Source organism: Enterobacter cloacae complex sp. IR5458 (assembly GCF_049238025.1).
In the GTDB taxonomy this organism is placed as follows: Bacteria; Pseudomonadota; Gammaproteobacteria; order Enterobacterales; family Enterobacteriaceae; genus Enterobacter; species Enterobacter kobei.
On record NZ_JBMKIF010000007.1, the window covers coordinates 92,409 to 114,364 of the forward strand.

Annotated in this window: 24 protein-coding genes and 2 tRNA genes; 7 read left to right on the forward strand and 19 right to left on the reverse strand. The window is 53.4% G+C overall.

Annotated features, from left to right (window positions below; all coding sequences use genetic code 11):
• Window positions 1-12 precede the first annotated feature (12 nt).
• From nusA to ACOTYN_RS07920, 3 genes are all read right to left on the reverse strand, one after another.
• Window positions 13-1,515, reverse strand: a complete 1,503-nt coding sequence (gene nusA, locus ACOTYN_RS07910) for a transcription termination factor NusA (RefSeq protein WP_014885374.1) — start codon at window positions 1,513-1,515, stop codon at window positions 13-15.
• A gap of 28 nt (window positions 1,516-1,543) precedes the next feature.
• Complete coding sequence (gene rimP / locus ACOTYN_RS07915; protein WP_014833432.1) at window positions 1,544-1,996, reverse strand: ribosome maturation factor RimP; 453 nt, start codon at window positions 1,994-1,996, stop codon at window positions 1,544-1,546.
• Window positions 1,997-2,203: 207 nt separating this feature from the next.
• A tRNA-Met gene (locus ACOTYN_RS07920) sits at window positions 2,204-2,280 on the reverse strand.
• A 287-nt stretch (window positions 2,281-2,567) separates the two neighbouring features.
• Between ACOTYN_RS07920 and argG the strand changes: the two genes are divergently transcribed.
• Window positions 2,568-3,914: an argininosuccinate synthase gene (gene argG / locus ACOTYN_RS07925; protein WP_014885375.1), complete on the forward strand. Its 1,347-nt coding sequence runs from the start codon at window positions 2,568-2,570 to the stop codon at window positions 3,912-3,914.
• Between the two features lie 178 nt (window positions 3,915-4,092).
• On the opposite strand, the gene ACOTYN_RS07930 is transcribed toward argG, so the two are convergent.
• The 6 genes from ACOTYN_RS07930 to rlmE form a co-directional block, all read right to left on the reverse strand.
• A tRNA-Leu gene (locus ACOTYN_RS07930) sits at window positions 4,093-4,179 on the reverse strand.
• 9 nt (window positions 4,180-4,188) lie between these two features.
• Entirely contained in the window at window positions 4,189-4,521 is a 333-nt protein-coding gene (secG, locus tag ACOTYN_RS07935) for a preprotein translocase subunit SecG (RefSeq protein WP_003861803.1), read from the reverse strand.
• A gap of 222 nt (window positions 4,522-4,743) precedes the next feature.
• Window positions 4,744-6,081, reverse strand: coding sequence for a phosphoglucosamine mutase (glmM, locus tag ACOTYN_RS07940; RefSeq protein ID WP_014885376.1), 1,338 nt, complete (start codon window positions 6,079-6,081; stop codon window positions 4,744-4,746).
• Window positions 6,074-6,922 (reverse strand): dihydropteroate synthase, encoded by an 849-nt coding sequence (folP, locus tag ACOTYN_RS07945; protein ID WP_096217837.1) that lies wholly within the window; start codon window positions 6,920-6,922, stop codon window positions 6,074-6,076. The genes glmM and folP overlap by 8 nt, the downstream gene beginning before the upstream one ends.
• 98 nt (window positions 6,923-7,020) lie before the next feature.
• Window positions 7,021-8,955, reverse strand: coding sequence for an ATP-dependent zinc metalloprotease FtsH (ftsH, locus tag ACOTYN_RS07950; protein ID WP_013098921.1), 1,935 nt, complete (start codon window positions 8,953-8,955; stop codon window positions 7,021-7,023).
• A 102-nt stretch (window positions 8,956-9,057) separates the two neighbouring features.
• The gene (gene rlmE / locus ACOTYN_RS07955; RefSeq protein WP_003861812.1) at window positions 9,058-9,684 is read right to left on the reverse strand and encodes a 23S rRNA (uridine(2552)-2'-O)-methyltransferase RlmE; all 627 of its coding nucleotides are present in this window, start codon (window positions 9,682-9,684) and stop codon (window positions 9,058-9,060) included.
• A 127-nt stretch (window positions 9,685-9,811) separates the two neighbouring features.
• Here rlmE and yhbY point away from each other — a divergent pair, with 127 nt between their 5' ends.
• Window positions 9,812-10,105, forward strand: coding sequence for a ribosome assembly RNA-binding protein YhbY (gene yhbY, locus ACOTYN_RS07960; protein ID WP_003861814.1), 294 nt, complete (start codon window positions 9,812-9,814; stop codon window positions 10,103-10,105).
• A 151-nt stretch (window positions 10,106-10,256) separates the two neighbouring features.
• Here yhbY and greA read toward each other — a convergent pair whose 3' ends face one another.
• Window positions 10,257-10,733: a transcription elongation factor GreA gene (greA, locus tag ACOTYN_RS07965; RefSeq protein WP_014171793.1), complete on the reverse strand. Its 477-nt coding sequence runs from the start codon at window positions 10,731-10,733 to the stop codon at window positions 10,257-10,259.
• Between the two features lie 228 nt (window positions 10,734-10,961).
• On the opposite strand from greA, the gene dacB reads away from it, so the two are divergent.
• From dacB to pmrB, 3 genes are read left to right on the forward strand one after another with little or no spacing between them, the layout of a single operon-like run.
• On the forward strand, window positions 10,962-12,395 hold the full coding sequence (dacB, locus tag ACOTYN_RS07970; protein ID WP_071922862.1) for a serine-type D-Ala-D-Ala carboxypeptidase: 1,434 nt from the start codon (window positions 10,962-10,964) through the stop codon (window positions 12,393-12,395).
• 2 nt (window positions 12,396-12,397) lie between these two features.
• A complete protein-coding gene (gene pmrA / locus ACOTYN_RS07975) occupies window positions 12,398-13,060 on the forward strand; it encodes a two-component system response regulator PmrA (protein WP_014885379.1) in 663 nt (220 codons plus the stop codon).
• On the forward strand, window positions 13,057-14,100 hold the full coding sequence (pmrB, locus tag ACOTYN_RS07980; RefSeq protein ID WP_023331397.1) for a two-component system sensor histidine kinase PmrB: 1,044 nt from the start codon (window positions 13,057-13,059) through the stop codon (window positions 14,098-14,100). The genes pmrA and pmrB overlap by 4 nt, the downstream gene beginning before the upstream one ends.
• A gap of 34 nt (window positions 14,101-14,134) precedes the next feature.
• Here the strand turns inward: pmrB and cgtA are convergent, their stop codons facing one another.
• The 4 genes from cgtA to rplU form a co-directional block, all read right to left on the reverse strand.
• Window positions 14,135-15,307, reverse strand: coding sequence for an Obg family GTPase CgtA (gene cgtA, locus ACOTYN_RS07985; protein ID WP_014885381.1), 1,173 nt, complete (start codon window positions 15,305-15,307; stop codon window positions 14,135-14,137).
• The gene (locus ACOTYN_RS07990; protein ID WP_014885382.1) at window positions 15,304-16,278 is read right to left on the reverse strand and encodes a DMT family transporter; all 975 of its coding nucleotides are present in this window, start codon (window positions 16,276-16,278) and stop codon (window positions 15,304-15,306) included. Before ACOTYN_RS07990 ends, cgtA begins: the two co-directional genes overlap by 4 nt.
• Before the next feature lie 95 nt (window positions 16,279-16,373).
• Window positions 16,374-16,631, reverse strand: coding sequence for a 50S ribosomal protein L27 (gene rpmA, locus ACOTYN_RS07995; protein WP_004385076.1), 258 nt, complete (start codon window positions 16,629-16,631; stop codon window positions 16,374-16,376).
• A 19-nt stretch (window positions 16,632-16,650) separates the two neighbouring features.
• On the reverse strand, window positions 16,651-16,962 hold the full coding sequence (gene rplU / locus ACOTYN_RS08000) for a 50S ribosomal protein L21 (RefSeq protein WP_003025032.1): 312 nt from the start codon (window positions 16,960-16,962) through the stop codon (window positions 16,651-16,653).
• Window positions 16,963-17,219: 257 nt separating this feature from the next.
• Here rplU and ispB point away from each other — a divergent pair, with 257 nt between their 5' ends.
• A complete protein-coding gene (gene ispB / locus ACOTYN_RS08005; RefSeq protein ID WP_071922865.1) occupies window positions 17,220-18,191 on the forward strand; it encodes an octaprenyl diphosphate synthase in 972 nt (323 codons plus the stop codon).
• Between the two features lie 229 nt (window positions 18,192-18,420).
• Entirely contained in the window at window positions 18,421-18,708 is a 288-nt protein-coding gene (gene sfsB / locus ACOTYN_RS08010) for a DNA-binding transcriptional regulator SfsB (RefSeq protein WP_014885384.1), read from the forward strand.
• A 61-nt stretch (window positions 18,709-18,769) separates the two neighbouring features.
• Here sfsB and murA read toward each other — a convergent pair whose 3' ends face one another.
• The 5 genes from murA to mlaD form a co-directional block, all read right to left on the reverse strand.
• Entirely contained in the window at window positions 18,770-20,029 is a 1,260-nt protein-coding gene (gene murA, locus ACOTYN_RS08015) for a UDP-N-acetylglucosamine 1-carboxyvinyltransferase (protein WP_014885385.1), read from the reverse strand.
• 50 nt (window positions 20,030-20,079) lie between these two features.
• Window positions 20,080-20,334 (reverse strand): BolA family iron metabolism protein IbaG, encoded by a 255-nt coding sequence (gene ibaG / locus ACOTYN_RS08020; RefSeq protein ID WP_008501458.1) that lies wholly within the window; start codon window positions 20,332-20,334, stop codon window positions 20,080-20,082.
• 126 nt (window positions 20,335-20,460) lie between these two features.
• Window positions 20,461-20,754 (reverse strand): lipid asymmetry maintenance protein MlaB, encoded by a 294-nt coding sequence (gene mlaB / locus ACOTYN_RS08025; RefSeq protein ID WP_071922861.1) that lies wholly within the window; start codon window positions 20,752-20,754, stop codon window positions 20,461-20,463.
• Entirely contained in the window at window positions 20,754-21,389 is a 636-nt protein-coding gene (mlaC, locus tag ACOTYN_RS08030; RefSeq protein WP_014885387.1) for a phospholipid-binding protein MlaC, read from the reverse strand. Before mlaC ends, mlaB begins: the two co-directional genes overlap by 1 nt.
• Before the next feature lie 17 nt (window positions 21,390-21,406).
• The gene (gene mlaD, locus ACOTYN_RS08035) at window positions 21,407-21,955 is read right to left on the reverse strand and encodes an outer membrane lipid asymmetry maintenance protein MlaD (RefSeq protein ID WP_014885388.1); all 549 of its coding nucleotides are present in this window, start codon (window positions 21,953-21,955) and stop codon (window positions 21,407-21,409) included.
• Between the last annotated feature and the right edge of the window lies 1 nt (window position 21,956).

Here is a 21,956-nt window from a genome sequence, read left to right on the forward strand (position 1 = left end):
TGCTACAGTTTATTACGCTTCGTCGCCGAACCAGCAAATATTACGTGCGGCCATGATGAGTTCGCCGGCTTTCTCGTCGGTTAAACCTTCGATATCAGCCAGGTCATCAACGCCTTGCTCAGCGAGATCTTCCAGCGTACAAACACCACGGGCAGCCAGCTTGAACGCAATCGCACGATCAAGACCTTCCAGATTCAGCAGGTCATCAGCCGGCTTCTTATCGCCAAGGCTTTCTTCCTGAGCCAGTGCCAGGGTGGTCAGTGCGTTTTTAGCGCGTTCACGCAGGGCTTCAACGGTTGGTTCATCCAGACCGTCAATTTCCAGCAGCTCTTTCATTGGCACATAGGCCAGTTCTTCCAGCGTAGAGAAACCTTCCTCAACCAGAACAGTGGCGAAATCTTCGTCAATGTCGAGGTATTTGGTGAAGGTATCGATCGCCGCATGGGCTTCAGCCTGATGCTTGGCCTGCAGGTCGTCAACGGTCATTACGTTGAGTTCCCAGCCGCTCAGCTGTGACGCCAGACGTACGTTCTGACCGTTACGGCCAATCGCCTGCGCCAGGTTGCCCGCTTCAACAGCGATATCCATGGTGTGTTTGTCTTCGTCAACAACGATAGACGCCACATCTGCCGGAGCCATTGCGTTGATCACGAATTGCGCCGGGTTGTCATCCCACAGAACGATATCAATACGTTCGCCACCCAGCTCGGTAGACACCGCCTGAACACGCGCACCACGCATACCAACGCAAGCACCGACCGGGTCGATACGCTTGTCGTTCGTTTTCACCGCAATTTTCGCACGGGAGCCCGGATCGCGAGCCGCCGCTTTGATTTCGATGACTTCTTCACCGATTTCCGGTACTTCGATACGGAACAGTTCAACCAGCATTTCCGGTTTAGAACGGGTCACGAACAGTTGAGCACCACGCGCTTCAGGACGCACGGCGTACAGCACACCACGGATACGGTCGCCCGGGCGGAAGTTTTCACGCGGCAGCATGTCTTCACGCAGGATCACCGCTTCAGCGTTACCCGGCATCCCTTCGGATTTGATCTCCAGAGAGATGTTGTCGCGGTTTACTTTCTTCACCACGCCGGTAATGATTTCGCCTTCCTGATCGCGGAACTGGTCAACCACCAGTGCGCGCTCGGCTTCGCGCACTTTCTGCACGATAACCTGTTTCGCGGTCTGGGTAGTGATACGGTCAAAGGTGACAGATTCAATCTGATCTTCAACGTAGTCACCCACGTTCAGACTTTCGTCTTCAAAACGTGCCGCTTCCAGCGTGATCTCTTTGGTCGGCTGGGTCACTTCTTCAACAATTACCCAACGACGGAATGTATCGAAGTCACCGCTTTTACGATCGATTTCTACGCGAACATCGATCTCTTGTTCGTATTTTTTCTTGGTTGCTGTAGCCAGTGCACTTTCCAGCGCTTCGAAAATCTTCTCACGCGGCAGTGATTTCTCGTTGGAGACGGCTTCAACAACAGCCAAAATTTCTTTGTTCATCGCGGGCTTTTCACCTCAATCCAGACTGTTAAAAGTGGGGAACCAGGTTCGCCTTCTGGATATTACTCAGCGCGAACACTTCATCTTTGCCTTCGACTGTCACCGTGATCATTTCACCATCAACGGCTTTGATAATTCCCTGCCATTTACGGCGGTTCTGTACGGCCATACGCAGAACGAGAGCCACTTCTTCACCGGTAAAGCGCACATAGTGCTCGGCCGTGAACATCGGACGATCGAGGCCAGGTGAGGAAACTTCCAGGTTGTACGCAACGGTAATTGGGTCTTCAACATCAAGAACCGCACTCACCTGGTGGCTGACATCAGCACAATCATCAACATTGATGCCATCTTCACTATCAATATAGATGCGCAGCGTCGATGTACGGCCGCGAACGAATTCGATGCCGACCAGTTCGTAGCCCAGTGCTTCGACCGGTGCAGTAATCATCTCTGTTAATTTTTGCTCTAATGTGGACAAGCCCACCCCCAAGACATAAAAAAAGGGCGTAAAGCCCAGTTATTCTGTAGTCAGATAACAAAAAACCCCGATAAATCGGGGCTTTAGATAACTGAACCCTATAGCCACAACTGTGGCCTGGAGCACTCTCCGAAAGAATTTTTTCAAATCCAGCTACGAAGGCTCTGAGTCTTCACAGTATATTTGAAAAAGAACTTTATGGGAAAGTGGTTGCGGGGGCCGGATTTGAACCGACGACCTTCGGGTTATGAGCCCGACGAGCTACCAGGCTGCTCCACCCCGCGCCTGAAACGTGGCAAATTCTACGCGTTTTGGACAGAATTTGCAAATAATGCTGGGATTTGGTACCGAAGACGGGACGTAAAATCGGCGTTTAGTATATTGATAGTTGACCCCACCTGTCAACCCAACTTCCATCAGACGAAACAGACCAAATTTTTTACAAAAAACGCACGAGTCTCTTCCGGTATTCGATAAAAGATGATTAAATGAATACTCACTTATTTTGCATAAAAATGCACAAGAGAGCGAAAGTGGTCTCTAATCAGTCAATCAAGCAGGGTTTTATTCTATGACGACGATTCTCAAGCATCTTCCGGTAGGACAACGTATTGGCATCGCTTTCTCAGGCGGCCTGGATACCAGCGCTGCACTGCTGTGGATGCGCCAGAAGGGAGCGGTTCCGTATGCATATACTGCGAACCTGGGTCAGCCGGATGAGGACGACTACGATGCTATTCCTCGTCGCGCGAAAGAGTATGGCGCAGAAAACGCGCGCCTGATTGACTGCCGTAAGCAACTCGTCGCGGAAGGTATTGCGGCTATTCAGTGTGGTGCGTTCCATAACACCACCGGCGGTCTGACCTATTTCAACACCACTCCACTGGGTCGCGCCGTTACCGGCACGATGCTGGTTGCCGCGATGAAAGAAGATGGCGTGAACATCTGGGGTGACGGCAGCACCTATAAAGGTAACGATATCGAACGTTTCTATCGTTATGGCCTGCTGACCAACGCCGAGCTGCAGATCTACAAACCCTGGCTGGATACCGACTTCATCGACGAGCTGGGTGGCCGTCATGAAATGTCCGAGTTTATGATTGCCTGCGGCTTTGACTACAAGATGTCCGTCGAGAAAGCCTACTCTACCGACTCCAACATGCTGGGTGCAACGCACGAAGCGAAAGACCTGGAATTCCTGAACTCCAGCGTGAAGATCGTGAACCCAATCATGGGCGTGAAGTTCTGGGATGAGAACGTGAAGATCGCGGCAGAAGAGGTGACCGTACGTTTCGAGCGTGGTCATCCGGTTGCCCTGAACGGTAAAACCTTCTCTGATGACGTAGAGCTGATGCTGGAGGCGAACCGCATTGGCGGCCGTCACGGTCTGGGCATGAGCGACCAGATTGAGAACCGTATTATCGAAGCGAAAAGCCGTGGCATTTATGAAGCCCCGGGGATGGCGCTGCTGCATATCGCTTATGAGCGTCTGCTGACCGGGATCCACAACGAAGACACCATTGAGCAGTATCACTCTCATGGTCGTCAGCTGGGTAAACTGCTGTATCAGGGTCGCTGGTTCGATCCGCAGGCACTGATGCTGCGTGATGCGCTGCAGCGCTGGGTGGCGAGTGCCATTACCGGTGAGGTCACTCTGGAACTGCGTCGCGGTAACGACTACTCCATCCTGAACACCGTGTCTGACAACCTGACCTATAAAGCAGAGCGTCTGACCATGGAGAAAGGTGAGTCGGTGTTCTCGCCAGATGACCGTATTGGTCAACTGACCATGCGTAACCTGGACATCACCGATACCCGTGAAAAGCTGTTCAATTATGTTGAGAATGGTCTGCTCTCCGCAAGCTCCGGTAACGGCCTGCCGCAGGTGGAAAACCTGGAGCACAGCGATAAGAAGTAATCGCTATTCAGAAATGCAGAAGGCACTCTTAGGGTGCCTTTTTTATGCCCTTTTGTAGGGCGGGTAAGCGCAGCGCCACCCGCCATTTTGCCCGGTGGCGCTGCGCTTACCGGGCCTACGAAAACAAAAAGTACAGACGAAAAAAAAGACGTCTTTCGACGTCTTTCTTCTGGAATATTGGTACCGAGGATGGGACTCGAACCCACAAGCCCGTTAGGGCACTACCACCTCAAGGTAGCGTGTCTACCAATTCCACCACCTCGGTACGGAATACTTACTGCGGGATATCGCTGGTTGGCTTCGCCGGTGCAGCTGGCTGAGTCTGCTCAGTTTTCGCTGGCGCGCTCAGATTTTCCCACTCACTTCCTTTACTGGTCTTGTTGCTGTTGATATTACCCAGCACCAGACTGATGATGAAGAACAGCGTAGCCAGAATCGCTGTCGTACGGGTCATGAAGTTCGCAGAACCACTTGAACCGAACAGCGTACCAGAAGCGCCTGCTCCGAAGGAGGCTCCCATATCAGCGCCTTTACCTTGCTGCAGCATAATCAGCGCTACGAGAGCGATGGCTACAATAAGGAAAATAACTAAAAGAGCTTCGTACATAATCAACCTGTTCCTTGCGGATTTGCCGCATACCAATGCTTCGACCAATTAGCAGGATTTTGTTTCCCACTGAAGCGGGTGTGAATACTAACCAAAGCGAATGGCCTTCGCAAGGGCATTTTTGAGCCATTGTATCAACTGCGGAAAAAAACAGCAAAAAGCCATTAATTGCTTAAAACAAAGGCGACAAAAGTCGCCTTTTTAAACAGTTAGCGTGCAAGTTTATGCAGCTTTAACGGCATCAGCAATACGGTGGGCAAATTCAGTCACCTGCGCTTCATCCTCACCTTCCACCATAACGCGAATCAGTGGTTCAGTTCCGGACTTACGCAGCAGCACGCGGCCACGGCTTCCCAGCGCCGCTTCAACGTCAGCCATTACCGCTTTCACATTGTCATTTTCCAGCGGATCGCCTTTACCTGCCGTGAAACGCACGTTCACCAGGATCTGCGGGAACATTTTCATGCCGCTGCAGAGATCGTGCAGGCTCATATGGTTACGGGCCATCGCTGCGACGACCTGAAGCGCAGCCACGATGCCGTCACCGGTGGTGGTTTTGTCGAGCAGGATCACGTGGCCTGAGTTTTCTGCGCCAATGCGCCAGCCTTTCTCCTGAAGCTTCTCCAGCACGTAACGGTCACCCACTTTCGCGCGAACAAACGGGATACCCAGCTGTTTCAGCGCCAGCTCCAGACCCATGTTGCTCATCAGCGTGCCGACGGCACCACCGCGCAGTTGACCCTGACGCAGCCCTTCGCGGGCGATGATGTAGAGGATCTGATCGCCATCAACCTTGTTGCCTTCGTGGTCGACCATGATCACGCGATCACCGTCGCCATCCAGCGCAATACCCAGGTCGGCCTTCTCTGCCAGCACGCGCGCCTGCAGGGCACGCACGTCCGTCGCGCCAACCTGCTCGTTAATGTTCAGACCATCCGGCTCGCAGCCAATGGTGATCACTTTGGCGCCCAGCTCGCGGAATACGTTTGGCGCAATGTGGTAGGTCGCACCGTTGGCGCAGTCCACCACAATTTTAAGGTGGGCAAGGCTCAGTTCGTTCGGGAAGGTGCCTTTGCAAAACTCAATATAGCGACCCGCGGCATCGACGATACGGTTTGCTTTACCCAGCTCTGCGGAGTCCACGCAGGTGATCTCTTTTTCCATTTCGGCTTCAATGGCTTCTTCCACTTCATCCGGCAGCTTGGTGCCATCAATGGAGAAGAACTTGATGCCGTTGTCATAGAACGGGTTATGGGAGGCCGAAATCACAATTCCCGCTTCCGCGCGGAAGGTACGGGTCAGATACGCAACGGCCGGCGTTGGCATTGGGCCAGTAAAGGAAGCTGACAGCCCCGCGGCTGCCAGTCCGGCTTCCAGCGCCGATTCCAGCATATAACCTGAAATACGGGTATCTTTACCAATAATGATCTTACGGGAGCCATGACGTGCGAGTACCTTGCCAGCAGCCCAGCCGAGCTTAAGGACAAAATCAGGCGTGATAGGCGCATCGCCGACACGCCCACGGATACCATCGGTCCCAAAATATTTACGATTACTCATAGCGTTTGTTTTCCTTCGCTGCCAGTGTGGCTTCCACCACGCGCATGGCTTCTACTGTTTCTTTGACGTCATGGACACGAATAATATGCGCGCCTTGCATCGCCGCAATGACCGCGCAGGCCAGACTACCACTCAGGCGCTCGCTCGGCCCTACGTTAAGCAATTGGCCAATCATCGATTTTCTCGACATCCCCACCAGCAGCGGCAGGCCGAAGTGATGGAATTCCGATAAGCGCGCAAGCAGTGCATAGTTGTGGGAGAGATTTTTACCGAAACCGAACCCCGGGTCGAGCAGCAATTTCTCTTTTGGGATGCCTGCACGCTCACAGCGTTCAATATGCTCAATAAAGAAGCGATTCACATCAGCAAAGACATCGTCATACTTCGGCGCCTCCTGCATGGTTTTCGGCTGCCCCTGCATGTGCATCAGGCACACAGGTAACCCTGTCTCAGCAGCGGCTTCGATTGCACCGGGTTCAGTCAGCGAGCGGATATCATTAATAATGTGAGCACCCACTCTCGCCACTTCACGAATCACTTCTGCTTTGGAGGTATCGACGGAGATCCATACCTCAAAACGTTGTGCGATTGCCTCAACGACCGGCACCACGCGCGCCAGCTCTTCTTCCACCGACACATCCGCTGCCCCTGGGCGCGTCGATTCACCGCCGACATCAATGATGGTAGCACCCGCGTTGATCATTAAATTCGCGTGCTTAACCGCGTCGATAAGCGTGTTGTGCGTGCCGCCGTCAGAGAAGGAGTCAGGGGTAACATTCAGGATACCCATCACATGAGGATGTGAGAGATCGAGATGCGAGTCCTGGGCGAAGAGTTTCATGGCTAAATCCCTGGTATCAATATGGTTAAATGAAAAAGAAAAACCCCGGAGCAAGCTCCAGGGTTTGAGATACAGACAAACGCTTCAACAGCAGTGACTTACTTGTCGCCCAACTGTTCTGACATGGTGTTGCCCGGGTTCGGCGTACGCGGTTCATCGACCGGACGCGGCGCACGCGGGGTGCCATTGTTGTCAGAATTGTTGGAAGCACCTGGGTCTTCCCAGCCTGCTGGCGGACGCACTTCGCGGCGAGCCATCAGGTCGTCAATCTGCGGTGCATCGATGGTCTCATATTTCATGAGCGCATCTTTCATCGAATGCAGGATGTCCATATTGTCGTTCAGGATCTGACGCGCGCGACCGTAGTTACGTTCAATCAGCGCTTTCACTTCCTGGTCGATGATACGAGCCGTCTCATCGGACATATGTTTCGCTTTTGCCACGGAGCGGCCCAGGAATACTTCACCCTCTTCCTCTGCATAAAGCAGCGGACCGAGTTTGTCGGAGAAGCCCCACTGAGTGACCATGTTACGTGCCAGGTTTGTCGCCACTTTAATGTCGTTCGACGCACCGGTAGAAACATGTTCCGGCCCGTAGATGATCTCTTCCGCCAGACGACCACCGTACAGGGTTGAAATCTGGCTTTCCAGTTTCTGACGGCTGGCGCTGATCGCGTCGCCTTCAGGCAGGAAGAAAGTCACACCCAGCGCACGACCGCGCGGAATAATCGTCACTTTGTGTACCGGATCGTGCTCCGGTACCAGGCGGCCGATAATCGCGTGACCGGCTTCGTGATATGCCGTGGACTCTTTCTGCGCTTCCGTCATCACCATGGAGCGACGTTCCGCACCCATCATGATTTTGTCTTTCGCTTTCTCGAACTCCACCATGGACACCACGCGCTTGTTACCGCGAGCGGCGAACAGAGCAGCTTCGTTGACCAGGTTAGCCAGATCCGCACCGGAGAAGCCCGGGGTACCACGCGCAATAATTGCCGCGTCGATATCTGGCGCCAGCGGTACGCGACGCATGTGCACTTTCAGAATCTGTTCACGACCACGAACATCTGGCAGACCGACCACAACCTGACGGTCGAAACGGCCTGGACGCAGCAGCGCCGGGTCAAGTACGTCCGGACGGTTAGTTGCGGCGATAACGATAATACCTTCGTTACCTTCGAAGCCGTCCATCTCAACCAGCATCTGGTTCAGAGTCTGTTCACGTTCATCGTGACCACCGCCCAGGCCCGCGCCACGCTGGCGGCCTACGGCGTCGATTTCATCGATGAAGATAATGCATGGTGCTGCCTTCTTAGCCTGCTCGAACATGTCACGCACACGAGATGCACCGACACCCACGAACATTTCGACGAAGTCAGAACCTGAAATAGTAAAGAACGGCACCTTCGCTTCACCTGCGATAGCTTTCGCCAGCAGGGTTTTACCGGTACCCGGAGGGCCGACCATCAGCACGCCTTTCGGGATCTTACCGCCCAGTTTCTGGAAACGGCTCGGCTCGCGCAGGTATTCAACCAGTTCACCGACTTCTTCTTTCGCTTCGTCACAACCTGCAACGTCAGCGAACGTAGTCTTAATCTGGTCTTCCGTCAGCATACGCGCCTTGCTCTTACCGAACGACATGGCACCTTTGCCACCGCCGCCCTGCATCTGGCGCATAAAGAAGATCCAGACGCCGATGAGAAGCAGCATCGGGAACCAGGAAATGAAGATTGAAGCCAACAGGCTTGGTTCTTCTGGCGGCTCGCCTACCACTTTGACGTTTTTGGTCAGAAGGTTATCAAGCAGCTTAGGATCGTTCACCGGGATGTAAGTCGTGTAACGGTTACTATCTTTCTTGGTAACGTTGATCTCACGTCCGTTGATACGCGCTTCGCGAACCTGGTCCTGATTGACCTCCTGCAGGAAGGTAGAATAATCCACCTTGCGGCCATTCGACTCGCTGGGCCCAAAGCTCTGGAATACTGACATCAGCACAACGGCAATGACCAGCCAGAGTATTAGGTTTTTCGCCATGTCACTCAAGGGATTAACCTCATATTACAACTGTGTTAAAAACAGCGTCAGGATACTCTATATCCAGTTTCATTCAAACTTTCGCCTGAAATCTACCGGTTATCATTTTCGCCCGGTCGCTACAATATACACTTCGCGGGAACGGGCCCGGGAAGAGTCCGGCTTACGAACTTTGACCTTCGCAAACAGGGAGCGAATTTCCTTAAGATACTCCTCGAAACCTTCGCCCTGAAACACCTTCACAACAAAACTACCACCAGGCGCTAGTACATCACGACACATTTCTAACGCTAGCTCCACCAGATACATGGCGCGGGGGATATCCACCGCCGGTGTTCCACACATATTTGGTGCCATATCTGACATGACAACCTGGACCTTACTGTCACCTACACGATCAAGTAACGCTTTAAGCACTAATTCATCACGAAAGTCGCCCTGAAGGAAGTCGACACCGACGATAGGATCCATTGGTAAAAGATCGCACGCGATGATTCGGCCCGTTCCGCCGATCTGCGTTACCGCATACTGGGACCATCCGCCAGGTGCCGCACCGAGGTCAACAACCGTCATCCCCGGCTTAAAAAGTTTGTCACTTTGCTGTATTTCATCAAGTTTAAACCAGGCACGGGAACGCAACCCCTTTTTCTGCGCCTGTTGAACATATTTATCGCTAAAGTGTTCCTGAAGCCAGCGGCTGGAGCTGGCAGAACGCTTTTTACCTGTCATTTAACATTTCCGTCCTGGTTCATCGTTACTTGCCTGTGACGTAAATTTCTACGCAGCTATTTGGCGATATAAGGGAGATGGCGGTAGAATGAACCGTTTTCAATCCCAACGTAAGCAAAAATATACGATGAATCTGAGTACTAAACAAAAACAGCACCTTAAAGGTCTGGCACATCCGCTCAAGCCTGTAGTGATGCTTGGCAACAATGGTTTGACCGAAGGGGTGCTTGCCGAGATTGAACAAGCGCTGGAACACCACGAGCTGATCAAGGTGAAAATCGCCTCTGAAGACAGGGACACTAAAAACCTGATCGTGGAAGCCATCGTGCGCGAAACCGGCGCCTGTAATGTACAGGTCATCGGTAAAACGCTGGTGCTCTACCGCCCATCTAAAGAGCGTAAAATCTCGCTGCCACGCTAAGGATATCCTGAATCGAACACATTTTCTGTGTGAAACGAGGGATTTCTGTCAGCAGGCGAGCAAAATGCCATGCTCCTTGAGTTGATAAAAGGCCGCTATGCGGCCTTTTTCTTTTCTTTACAATGTATCAACATCTTACCAGAGATGCGAATTACAGGTATTCAACCTTGATAATTTCGTATTCCACTTCACCGCCGGGCGTGCGAATGGTAACAACATCATCCTGCTCTTTGCCAATCAGGCCGCGAGCAATCGGAGAGTTCACGGAAATCAGGTTCTGTTTGAAGTCTGCTTCATCATCACCCACGATGCGATAGGTCTGCTCTTCGTCGTTGTCCAGGTTCAGCACGGTCACGGTTGAACCAAAGATCACACGCCCATTGTTAGGCATCTTGGTGATATCGATAACCTGCGCATTGGACAGTTTTGCTTCGATATCTTTGATACGTCCTTCACAGAAGCCCTGCTGCTCACGCGCCGCGTGGTATTCAGCGTTCTCCTTCAGGTCGCCATGCTCACGCGCATCCGCGATAGCGGCGATAATTTCAGGGCGACGAACGGATTTCAGGAAATCCAGCTCTTCGCGCAGTTTTTCGGCACCACGTAAGGTCATCGGAATAGCTTGCATTTGTTATACCTCTTAAACATTCCTGTTGGGAGCAGTGTTCCCTGCCCCTGCCCCCCTAAGCGGGCAAGAAGCAAAAAGAAAACCGACCCGGGAGCAACGCCCCAGGTCAGCAGCAATTTTTCAATTTGATACGCATTTTACCGCGAAGTTCACTATGGGTCATCGTTTACTTTGCAGTGCTATGCACCGTAGTATGACGGTTTGTTTTCGGGTTGTTAGCGCGAGATTATGCGATTTTCCAGATTTATCATCGGATTGACTACCAGTATAGCGTTCAGCGTTCAGGCCGCGAATGTTGATGAGTACATTAATCAGCTACCCGCAGGTGCTAACCTTGCATTGATGGTGCAGAAGGTCGGGGCGCAGACGCCAGAGATTGACTATCACAGTCAACAGATGGCGCTGCCTGCCAGTACCCAAAAGGTGATCACGGCCCTCGCCGCGCTGCTTCAGCTCGGCCCTGACTTTCGTTTTACCACCACGCTTGAGAGCAAAGGCAACATTGAGGGCGGTGTACTGAAGGGCGATCTTATTGCCCGTTTTGGCGGCGATCCGACCTTTAAGCGCCAGGATATCCGCAATATGGTGGCGGTGCTGAAAAAATCCGGTGTGACGAAAATCGAGGGTAACGTGCTGATCGACACCTCGATTTTTGCCAGCCATGATAAAGCGCCAGGCTGGCCGTGGAACGACATGACGCAATGCTTTAGCGCACCACCCGCCGCCGCGATTGTTGACCGCAACTGCTTTTCAATTTCCCTTTACAGCGCGCCCAAACCGGATGATTTAGCGTTTATCCGCGTGGCATCCTACTACCCGGTGACCATGTTTAGCCAGGTGCGTACGCTGGCCAAAGGCTCCCCGGATGCCCAGTATTGCGAACTGGACGTGGTGCCTGGCGATCTTAACCGTTTCACGCTCACTGGCTGTCTGACCCAGCGCGCCGATCCCCTGCCGCTGGCCTTTGCGATACAAGATGGCGCGAGCTACGCGGGCGCCATTCTGAAGGATGAACTGAAGCAGGCAGGCATTAGCTACTCCGGTACGCTGCTCCGCCAGACGCAGGTCAACCAGCCCGGAACGATCATCGCCAGCAAACAGTCGCCTCCGCTGCACGATTTGCTGCGAATTATGCTGAAAAAGTCTGACAACATGATTGCTGATACGGTGTTCCGCATGATCGGCCACGCGCGTTTTGGCGTGCCGGGAACCTGGCGCGCGGGCTCAGACGCTGTGCGCCAGATCCTGCGCCAACAGGCGGGAATCGATCTGGGTAATACCATTGCTGTCGATGGTTCCGGATTATCGCGTCATAATTTGATCGCACCGGCAACCATGATGCAAGTGCTTCAGTACATTGCACAACATGACTCTGAGCTAAACTTTATTTCAATGCTGCCGCTTGCCGGGCATGACGGTTCTCTGCAGTATCGCGCCGGGCTTCACGCGGCCGGCGTAGATGGCAAAGTATCCGCTAAAACAGGTTCACTGCAGGGCGTTTACAATCTTGCAGGGTTCATCACGACCGCCAGCGGACAACGCATGGCCTTCGTACAGTATCTTTCCGGCTATGCCGTCGAACCGACCGATCAGCGCAACCGTCGTATTCCGCTGGTTCGCTTCGAAAGCAGGCTTTATAAAGACATTTATCAGAATAACTAGCGATGAAACTACTCATAGTTGAAGATGATCTGTTATTGCAGGAAGGACTCGCGCTAGGGCTTGCCAACGAAGGGTACGCTCTGGATTGTGCCGGTACCGCGGCAGAGGCGGATTCCCTGATCCAGAGCGGCGAGTACAGTCTGGTGATCCTCGATTTGGGTTTGCCGGACAAAGACGGCGCGACGCTGCTCACCCAATGGCGTCGGCGCGGCATCGCTAACCCGGTGTTGATCCTGACGGCACGCGATGCGATTGAAGATCGTATTACCGGTCTCGATGCTGGCGCAGATGACTATCTGGTGAAGCCCTTTGCGCTCGCAGAACTTCAGGCCCGCGTGCGGGCGCTTATCCGGCGCTATCAGGGGCACAGCGATAATCTGCTGACGGACGGCGACATCACGCTCAATCTGCAAACCCAGCAGGTACTGCGTCAGTCCCAGCCCGTTGAAGTGACCCCAAAAGAGTTCGCCCTCCTGACCCGCCTGATTATGCGCAGCGGGCAAACGGTGCACCGTGAAACGCTGCAACAGGACATTTACTCCTGGCAGGACGATCCCGGCTCTAACACCCTGGAAGTCCACATCCATAACCTGCGTCGCAAGCTTGGCAAAGACAGGATAAAAACCGTCCGCGGCGTTGGCTATCGTCTGGAGAGCCAGAAATGAACAGCATGCGTCGGCGATTAATGGTGTTGCTGGCGGTCATTCTGTTATTTTTCCAGCTGATAAGCGTGATTTGGTTGTGGCATGAAAGTCGTGAGCAGATTGGCTTTCTGGTGAATGAAACGCTGTCTGCAAAAGCCCGCAATAACCATGTCGAAAAAGAGATCCGCGAGGCGATTGCATCTCTTCTGGTCCCTTCCCTGGTGATGGTCAGTTTCACACTGCTGTTTTCATTCTGGGCGGTCACCTGGATAACCCGGCCTCTGAATAAACTCCGCGACAGCCTCGCTAACCGTTCGGCGGATAACTTAACGCCGCTGCCTATGTATTCCGACATGGAAGAAATAGGCGCCGTTACCACCTCTCTCAACCAGCTACTCGCCAGGCTGGACAGTACCATTCAGCAGGAGCGTCTCTTCACCGCAGACGCCGCCCACGAACTGCGAACGCCACTGGCCGGGATCCGGCTTCATCTGGAGTTAATGGCGCAGTCAGGCTCTCCGCAGGCAACAACGTTAATCAGCCGTATCGATCAGCTCATGCATACCGTTGAACAACTGCTGATGCTGGCCCGTGCCGGACAGGCGATGGCGAGCGGTCACTATGAGACCATTAACTGGACGGACACGATCATCACGCCCCTTGGTCTTGAGCATGAAGCCAAAGAACATACGGTGATATGGCCGGCCAAAAGTACCCTTACGGTGCAGGGTGACGCGGTGCTTTTGCGACTGATGCTGCGTAACCTGCTGGAAAATGCCGGACGTTACAGTCCACCAGGCACAACAATCACCGTGGCACTAACCGAGGTTGCGGGAGGTACGCTGGTCAGCGTGAGCGATCAGGGGCCCGGCATCGATGAAGCACATCGACAGTCGATCACCGAGCCGTTCCGTCGGCTCGATCAGCGCTACGGCGGTAGCGGCCTGGGCCTGAGTATCGTACAGCGTATCCTGCAACTCCACCGCGGTAAGCTGGCGCTGGAGAACGGTGCTGAAGGCGGCCTGATAGCAAGCTGCTGGCTCCCCTCAACGCTGGAATAAAAAAAGCCCCCGGAATGGGGGCTTTAGACAGATATCAGTGCTTGTAGATGAACTCGACACCTTCTTCGTCGTCTTCATCCCAGTCATCGTCCCAGTCGTCTTCCTCTTCCGCTTCCAGCTCTTCGAGCTGCTGACGGTGGTAGTCATCCCACATGAATTCGACTTTTTCTGGCTGTTTCGCTTCTTCAGCCTGAACGACCGGGTTTTCGATGATAAAGGTCATCACGTCCCAGCAGAGGTCTTTCACGCCAACCTGGCTTGCCGCGGAGATCAGGTAGTATTTATCTTCCCAGCCCATCGCTTCAGCAATCGCTTTAGCTTTCGCTTCCGCTTCCGCTTTATCCATCAGGTCAATCTTGTTGAAGACCAGCCAGCGCGGTTTAGACGCCAGTTTTTCGCTGTATTTTTCCAGCTCACCGATGATGATCCGGGCATTTTCTACCGGATCGGAACCATCAATAGGATCGATATCAATGAGGTGCAGCAGTACGCGGCAACGCTCAAGGTGTTTCAGGAAGCGAATGCCGAGACCGGCACCTTCCGCTGCACCTTCGATCAGACCCGGGATGTCAGCAACAACGAAGCTCTTCTCGTTATCCATACGGACAACACCCAGGCTCGGTACCAGCGTGGTAAACGGATAGTCCGCCACTTTTGGTTTCGCCGCAGAAACCGCGCGAATAAAGGTCGATTTACCGGCATTTGGCATACCCAGCATGCCCACGTCTGCCAGGAGCATCAGCTCCAGCTGCAGATCGCGCTTATCGCCCGGCGTACCCATCGTTTTCTGACGCGGAGTACGGTTAACGGACGATTTGAAGCGGCTATTGCCCAGACCGTGCCAGCCGCCTTTTGCAACCATCAGGCGCTGACCGTGTTTGGTCATGTCACCCATGGTTTCACCGGTGCCCTGGTCAATCACGCGCGTACCAACCGGCACTTTAATGGTCACGTCTTTACCGCGTTTACCGGTACAGTCGCGGCTCTGACCGTTCTGACCACGTTCAGCGCGGAAGGATTTTTCGAAACGGTAGTCGATCAGCGTGTTGAGGTTCTCATCCGCCTCCAGCCACACATCACCACCATCCCCGCCGTCGCCGCCATCCGGGCCACCTCGAGGAATATATTTTTCACGGCGGAAGCTCACGCAACCGTTGCCGCCATCACCAGCCACAACCAGGATCGTTGCTTCATCAACAAACTTCATTTTACTCTCCGTAACTCATTCGCCTGAGCGGGGACCGCTTCATTTTTGCGCCAACGTCCCCAAAGACGATGACCAATGGCGGAATACATCGCGCCCGCAACCACGACAAACGCACCGAGATAGCCCAACAGGTTGAGCATCGGTCTGACGAAGACATCGGGCCAGGCCATTGATAACAAATCTGAAAATAACAGGGTAAACAGCGGAGTCAGCGTGATCAATGCGCTAACCTGTGCTGCCTGCCAGCGCGCCATTGCTTCAGCAAGCGCGCCATAACCAACCAGCGTGTTAAGCCCACAAAAAATGAGGCACGCCAGCTGCCAGTCGCTCAGCTGGGTAATGACACCCGGCTTTGCTAACGGCAATAATGCAACTGTACATAAAGTGTACAGCAAAAAAAGGATCTGCTGTGAGGCCAGGCGCCGCAATAACACCTTTTGCGCGACGCCATAGCTTACCCAGACCGTAGCTGCTCCCACACCAAAAATCACACCCCAGGTGTAATCCGTCAGGCGGGTAAAAATTTCGATCAGGCTGGTGTTAAAGAACATCACCAGACCACACAGCAACATGCTCGCCCCGATAATCTGCGTCCCACGCATCTTCTCCTTGAGGATAAACACGCTGGCGACCATCATGCCCACAGGTGAAAGCTGACCAATCACCTGTGACGCTGTAGGGCTAAGATACTGCAGAGAAGAGCTGAACAGGATGAAGTTACCAAACAGACCGCCCGTCGCGATAGCCAGCAGCACCAGCCAGCGCGGTTTGCGGAAAAGTCGCAAAGGCGGAAGCTTACCTTTGATAGCCAGAATGGCGCCGAGGCCGATGCTTGCCATCAGAAAGCGATAAAAGACCACCGTAGGCGGCTCCATCACTTCCAGTACTTGCTTCATTGCAATTGGCAGCGCACCCCAGCACATTGCGGTCGTGAGCGCCAAAAGAATACCAATTCCGGCCTGCTGCTTCATGCCCGTTTTCCCTACAGAAAATTTTCCGGGTTTCCAATGTAAAAAGCCCCGCAACACGTTGCGGGGCTTAAATCCGTTACCGGACCGAGAAAACCTTACTCAGCAACGATGCTGATGTATTTACGGTTGTTCGGGCCTTTAACTTCAAATTTCACTTTACCGTCTGCTTTAGCAAACAGAGTGTGGTCACGACCGCAACCTACGTTGTTGCCAGCGTGGAATTTGGTACCACGTTGACGAACAATGATGCTACCCGCCAGAACGGATTCGCCACCGAAACGCTTAACGCCCAGGCGTTTAGCTTCTGAATCGCGACCGTTACGTGTGGAGCCGCCAGCCTTTTTATGTGCCATTTAAATCTCTCCTCAGGTCTTAGGCGCTGATGCCAGTAATTTTCACATCAGTGAACCACTGACGGTGGCCCTGCTGCTTACGGTAGTGTTTACGACGACGAAACTTAACGATTTTAACTTTCTCGCCACGACCGTGAGCAACAACTTCAGCTTTGATAACGCCGCCATCAACGAAAGGAACGCCGATTTTGACTTCTTCACCGTTTGCGATCATCAGAACTTCTGCGAACTCAACAGATTCGCCAGTTGCGATGTCCAGCTTTTCCAGGCGAACGGTCTGACCTTCGCTTACTCGGTGTTGTTTACCACCACTTTGGAAAACCGCGTACATATAAACTCCGCTTCCGCGCACATCCTCGTATGATTCAGAGTGCGCTATAAATATTCACAATAGGGCGCGAATATTACGCAAAACGCGAGCCTTTGACAAGTGCTACCATCAATACATGAAGAAAAAAAACACAACACGTACGGTAACGTTTATCTGAGCCGTTTTTTCAGTACAATCAGCACTACTATTGATAAACCGAAACCCTTCGTTACCCCATTGAAGATGGGATCAACAGGATGAAAAGCCCGGCTTTTGCGATGAATTTAGAAAAAATCAATGAGTTAACCGCGCAAGATATGGCGGGTGTGAATGCAGCAATCCTGGAGCAACTCAACTCTGACGTTCAGTTGATCAATCAGTTGGGCTATTACATTGTCAGCGGCGGCGGTAAACGCATTCGCCCGATGATTGCCATTCTGGCTGCCAGAGCCGTTGGCTATCAGGGAAATGCCCACGTCACGATCGCCGCACTGATCGAATTTATTCACACAGCGACGCTTCTGCATGACGATGTTGTGGATGAATCCGATATGCGTCGCGGTAAGGCCACGGCCAATGCCGCCTTCGGTAATGCCGCCAGCGTTCTGGTCGGGGATTTTATCTATACCCGCGCCTTCCAGATGATGACCAGCCTGGGCTCGCTGAAAGTGCTGGAAGTGATGTCAGAAGCCGTAAACGTCATCGCTGAAGGCGAAGTGCTGCAGCTGATGAACGTCAACGATCCGGATATCACTGAAGAAAACTACATGCGCGTCATCTACAGCAAAACAGCGCGCCTGTTTGAAGCGGCCGCGCAGTGCTCCGGCATTCTGGCTGGATGTTCTGAGGCTCAGGAAAAAGGGCTCCAGGACTATGGTCGCTATCTGGGGACGGCCTTCCAGCTGATTGATGATTTGCTGGACTACAGTGCGGACGGCGAAACGCTCGGCAAAAACGTGGGCGATGACCTGAACGAAGGCAAACCGACCCTGCCGCTGCTCCATGCGATGCGCAACGGAACTGCAGATCAGGCGAAAATGATCCGTGAGGCGATCGAACAGGGAAATGGTCGCCATCTTCTGGAACCGGTACTGGAAACTATGGCGATCTGCGGTTCACTGGAATGGACGCGTCAGCGTGCCGAAGAAGAGGCTGATAAAGCCATCACTGCCCTTCAGGTTATTCCAGACAGCCCGTGGCGTGATGCCCTTATTGGCCTTGCCCACATCGCTGTTCAACGCGATCGTTAATCCTTTCACGCCTCCCCGTTTCCATCGCGGGGAGGTTCTAAAACACCCCAGTAAATTCCGTATTCATGTAAATTCATCGGTTTAGAGACCGCATGAATAAAGGCATGTCTTATTCTGAATATCCCTTCAAGTAACGCGAACTTTTTAGAACAAGAGTTTGAAATGGGTATAGTAAGCCAGTCGTTTCAGAAGAAACGGCGTAGGTGAATCCGCACTTAAGGACAGCGTTATGGATACGAAATTTATCGACTGGCATACGGCAGATATCATTGCGGCACTGCGCAAAAGAGGGACGTCACTGGCAGCAGAGTCCCGCCGCCATGGTCTGAGTTCTTCCACCCTGGCCAACGCCCTGACCCGCCCCTGGCCAAAGGGAGAATTAATTATCGCGACGGCGCTGGAAACGCACCCGTGGGTGATCTGGCCCTCGCGCTACCACGATCCCATTACCCATGAATTCATCGACAGAACGCGCATGATGCGCCAGAGAAAGTTAAAGAAAGAACCACAGGAATAACGCGCTTTTTAGCAGGAACAGCAACCCCCCGGTCATCTCTGGCAGGGGGCTGCCGGAACGATTACTCGCCCTTCACACGCTCGATATTGGCACCCAGCGCGCGCAGTTTGTCTTCGATACGCTCATAACCACGATCGATGTGGTAAATACGATCCACCACCGTAGTACCTTCCGCAATACACCCCGCCAGCACCAGGCTTGCAGACGCACGCAGATCGGTTGCCATCACCTGAGCACCTGACAGTTTCTCCACGCCGTGGCAAATCACGGTATTGCTCTCGATCTCAGCATGCGCACCCATACGGATCAGTTCCGGTACGTGCATAAAGCGGTTCTCGAAAATGGTCTCTGTGATGAAGCCTGTCCCTTCGGCAACCAGGTTCAACAGGGTGAACTGCGCCTGCATGTCCGTTGGGAACGCCGGATGCGGCGCCGTACGCACATTGACCGCTTTTGGACGCTGACCGTGCATATCAAGGCTGATCCAGTCTTCTCCGATTTCGATATCCGCGCCTGCATCACGCAGTTTCGCCAGCACCGCATCCAGGGTATCAGGCTGCGCGTTGCGACAAACAATCTTACCGCCAGAGATCGCTGCGGCCACCAGGAAGGTGCCGGTTTCGATACGGTCGGGCAGTACGCGATACACACCGCCGCCCAGACGCTCAACGCCTTCGATGGTGATACGGTCAGTACCCTGGCCGGAGATCTTCGCCCCCAGCGCCACGAGGAAGTTGGCAGTATCCACAATCTCTGGTTCACGCGCGGCGTTTTCGATGATGGTCGTGCCTTCTGCCAGCGTTGCCGCAGACATGATGGTGACGGTTGCGCCCACGCTCACTTTGTCCATGACAATGTGCGCGCCTTTCAGACGACCGTTGACGGAGGCTTTAACGTAACCTTCTTCCAGCTTGATCTCAGCGCCCAGTTTCTCCAGACCATAGATATGCAGATCAACCGGACGCGCACCGATGGCGCAACCGCCCGGCAGTGAAACCTGACCCTGACCAAAACGCGCCACCAGCGGGCCAAGTGCCCAGATGGATGCACGCATGGTTTTCACCAGATCGTAAGGCGCAGAGAAGTTGTTCACGTTGCTGGCATCGATCCAGACGGAACCGTTACGCTCAACTTTCGTGCCCAGCTGGGTGAGCAGCTTCATGGTGGTGTCGATATCTTTCAGCTTCGGTACGTTCTGAATTTCTACCGGCTCTTCCGCGAGCAGCGCAGCAAAGAGGATTGGCAGCGCGGCGTTTTTAGCGCCAGAAATTGTGACTTCGCCCTGGAGACGCGTTGGCCCCTGTACACGAAATTTATCCATTGTGTGCTCTCTTATAAATTCAACCGTGCTGCGGGCCTGTCGCCCTCAGCTCAAAAACCGTTTAGTTTGCGATCGCGTGCCCACTCTTGCGGGGTGAACGCTTTAATCGACAGGGCGTGGATGCGGTTATCCGCAATATATTCCATCAGCGGCGCGTACACAGCCTGCTGTTTCTTCACACGGCTCATACCGTCGAACATCTCACCCACAGCAATAACCTGGAAGTGACTGCCATCGCCAGTGACGTGGGCTTCCTGAAGGGAGAGTGCATTCATCAGCACTGTCTGGATTTCATGATTTTCCATGGGTTCTTAATCATCTGATAGTGAAAACAAGCCCAACATCTTAGAGCAAAGTGGCGTCGTCTTAAACAAGCAAAAAGCCCCGACGATGAAACTGTCAGGGCTTTCGGAAGTAACGCACTGAAAATATTAACGAGGCAGGACGTCCGGAGGCAAATTGTAGAGTTGGGCAAGGGTAACGACATTATCGCTCGCGCCATGAACCCTGACGCTTGTCCCCTGCTTTTTCCCCACAGCGACCAGATGGGCGAGCAGCGCAACACCTGCCGTATCCACCCGCGTGACGTCGGTTAAGTCGATGACCGTCACGCCCTGCATCGCGTCGTGGCGTTTATCCCACAGTGGGTTCAGCAGGTCCTGATCAAGTTCACCGGATAGCTTTAACGTCTCACCTTCACGCGACCAGCTGAGTTGCTGCGACATTACTTTTTCTCGTCCAGAGTAATTTTCTGACGCGCAATAGACTGCAGTTGCGCGGTCAGGCCATCAATACCTTTGGTGCGCAGCAGGTCACTCCACTCGTTCTGTTTGGTGGTGATCATGCTTACCCCTTCGGCAATCATGTCATAGGCCTGCCAGTGCCCGGTCTGGCTGTTTTTACGCCACTGGAAATCCAGGCGCACCGGTGGACGGCCGTTAGGATCGTTGATCGTCACGCGGATAGGCACAATGGTGGCATCACCCAGCGGCTGCTCGGGAGCAATCTGATAGGTCTGGCCGTGGTACATCGCCAGCGCCTGACCATACGCCTGTTTCAGGTATTCACGGAACGCAGCAAAGTAGGCTTCACGCTGCGCAGGCGTCGCATCTTTGTAATAACGTCCCAGCACCAGCGCACCAGCATATTTGATCTGCACATAGGGCAGCAGTTCCTGGTCTACCACGTCACGCAGATAATCAGGATTCGCGCGAATTTTTGGCTGTTCGTTTTTGAGACGGTCGAAGGTTTTCTTCGCAGCTTCGTCCATCAGTTTGTACGGGTTGCTTTGATCCGCAGCATGAGCCGCAGTCAGGGGAGCAATGACCAGCATGGCAACCATTAACAGTCGTTTAAACATGAATGACTTCTCCTGAATTAATTCGTCGCACCTGGGGTCGGCGCAGCGTTGGTATGGTCTTCACTCTGCGCAGGGGCATCGTCAGACTTTTTATCATCCCCTTTACTGTTGTAAAGGAACTGACCAATCATATCTTCCAGCACCATCGCGGACTTCGTATCCTGGATAACGCTACCGTCTTTAAGGATAGTCGTTCCAAGCTCAGGGTCTTCAAAGCCAACGTTGAGCGCCAGGTATTGCTCTCCCAGCAGGCCGGAAGTACGGATTGACAGGGAGCTGGTGTCCGGAATGTGGTTGTAACGCTCTTCGATATCCATCGCAACGCGCGGCAGATACGTTTTCTCATCAAGCGTTATGTCTGATACACGCCCAATAACAACGCCACCAATACGCACCGGTGAGCGCGCTTTCAGGCCGCCGATATTATCGAAGGTGGCATAGACACGGTACGTCGGCTCGGTGCGCACTGAGGTGATATCCGCCGCTCGCAGACAGATAAACAGTGCGGCCAGCAGCGCCAGCAGCAGAAACACGCCGACCCAAATTTCATTTTTTCTCGTTTGCATG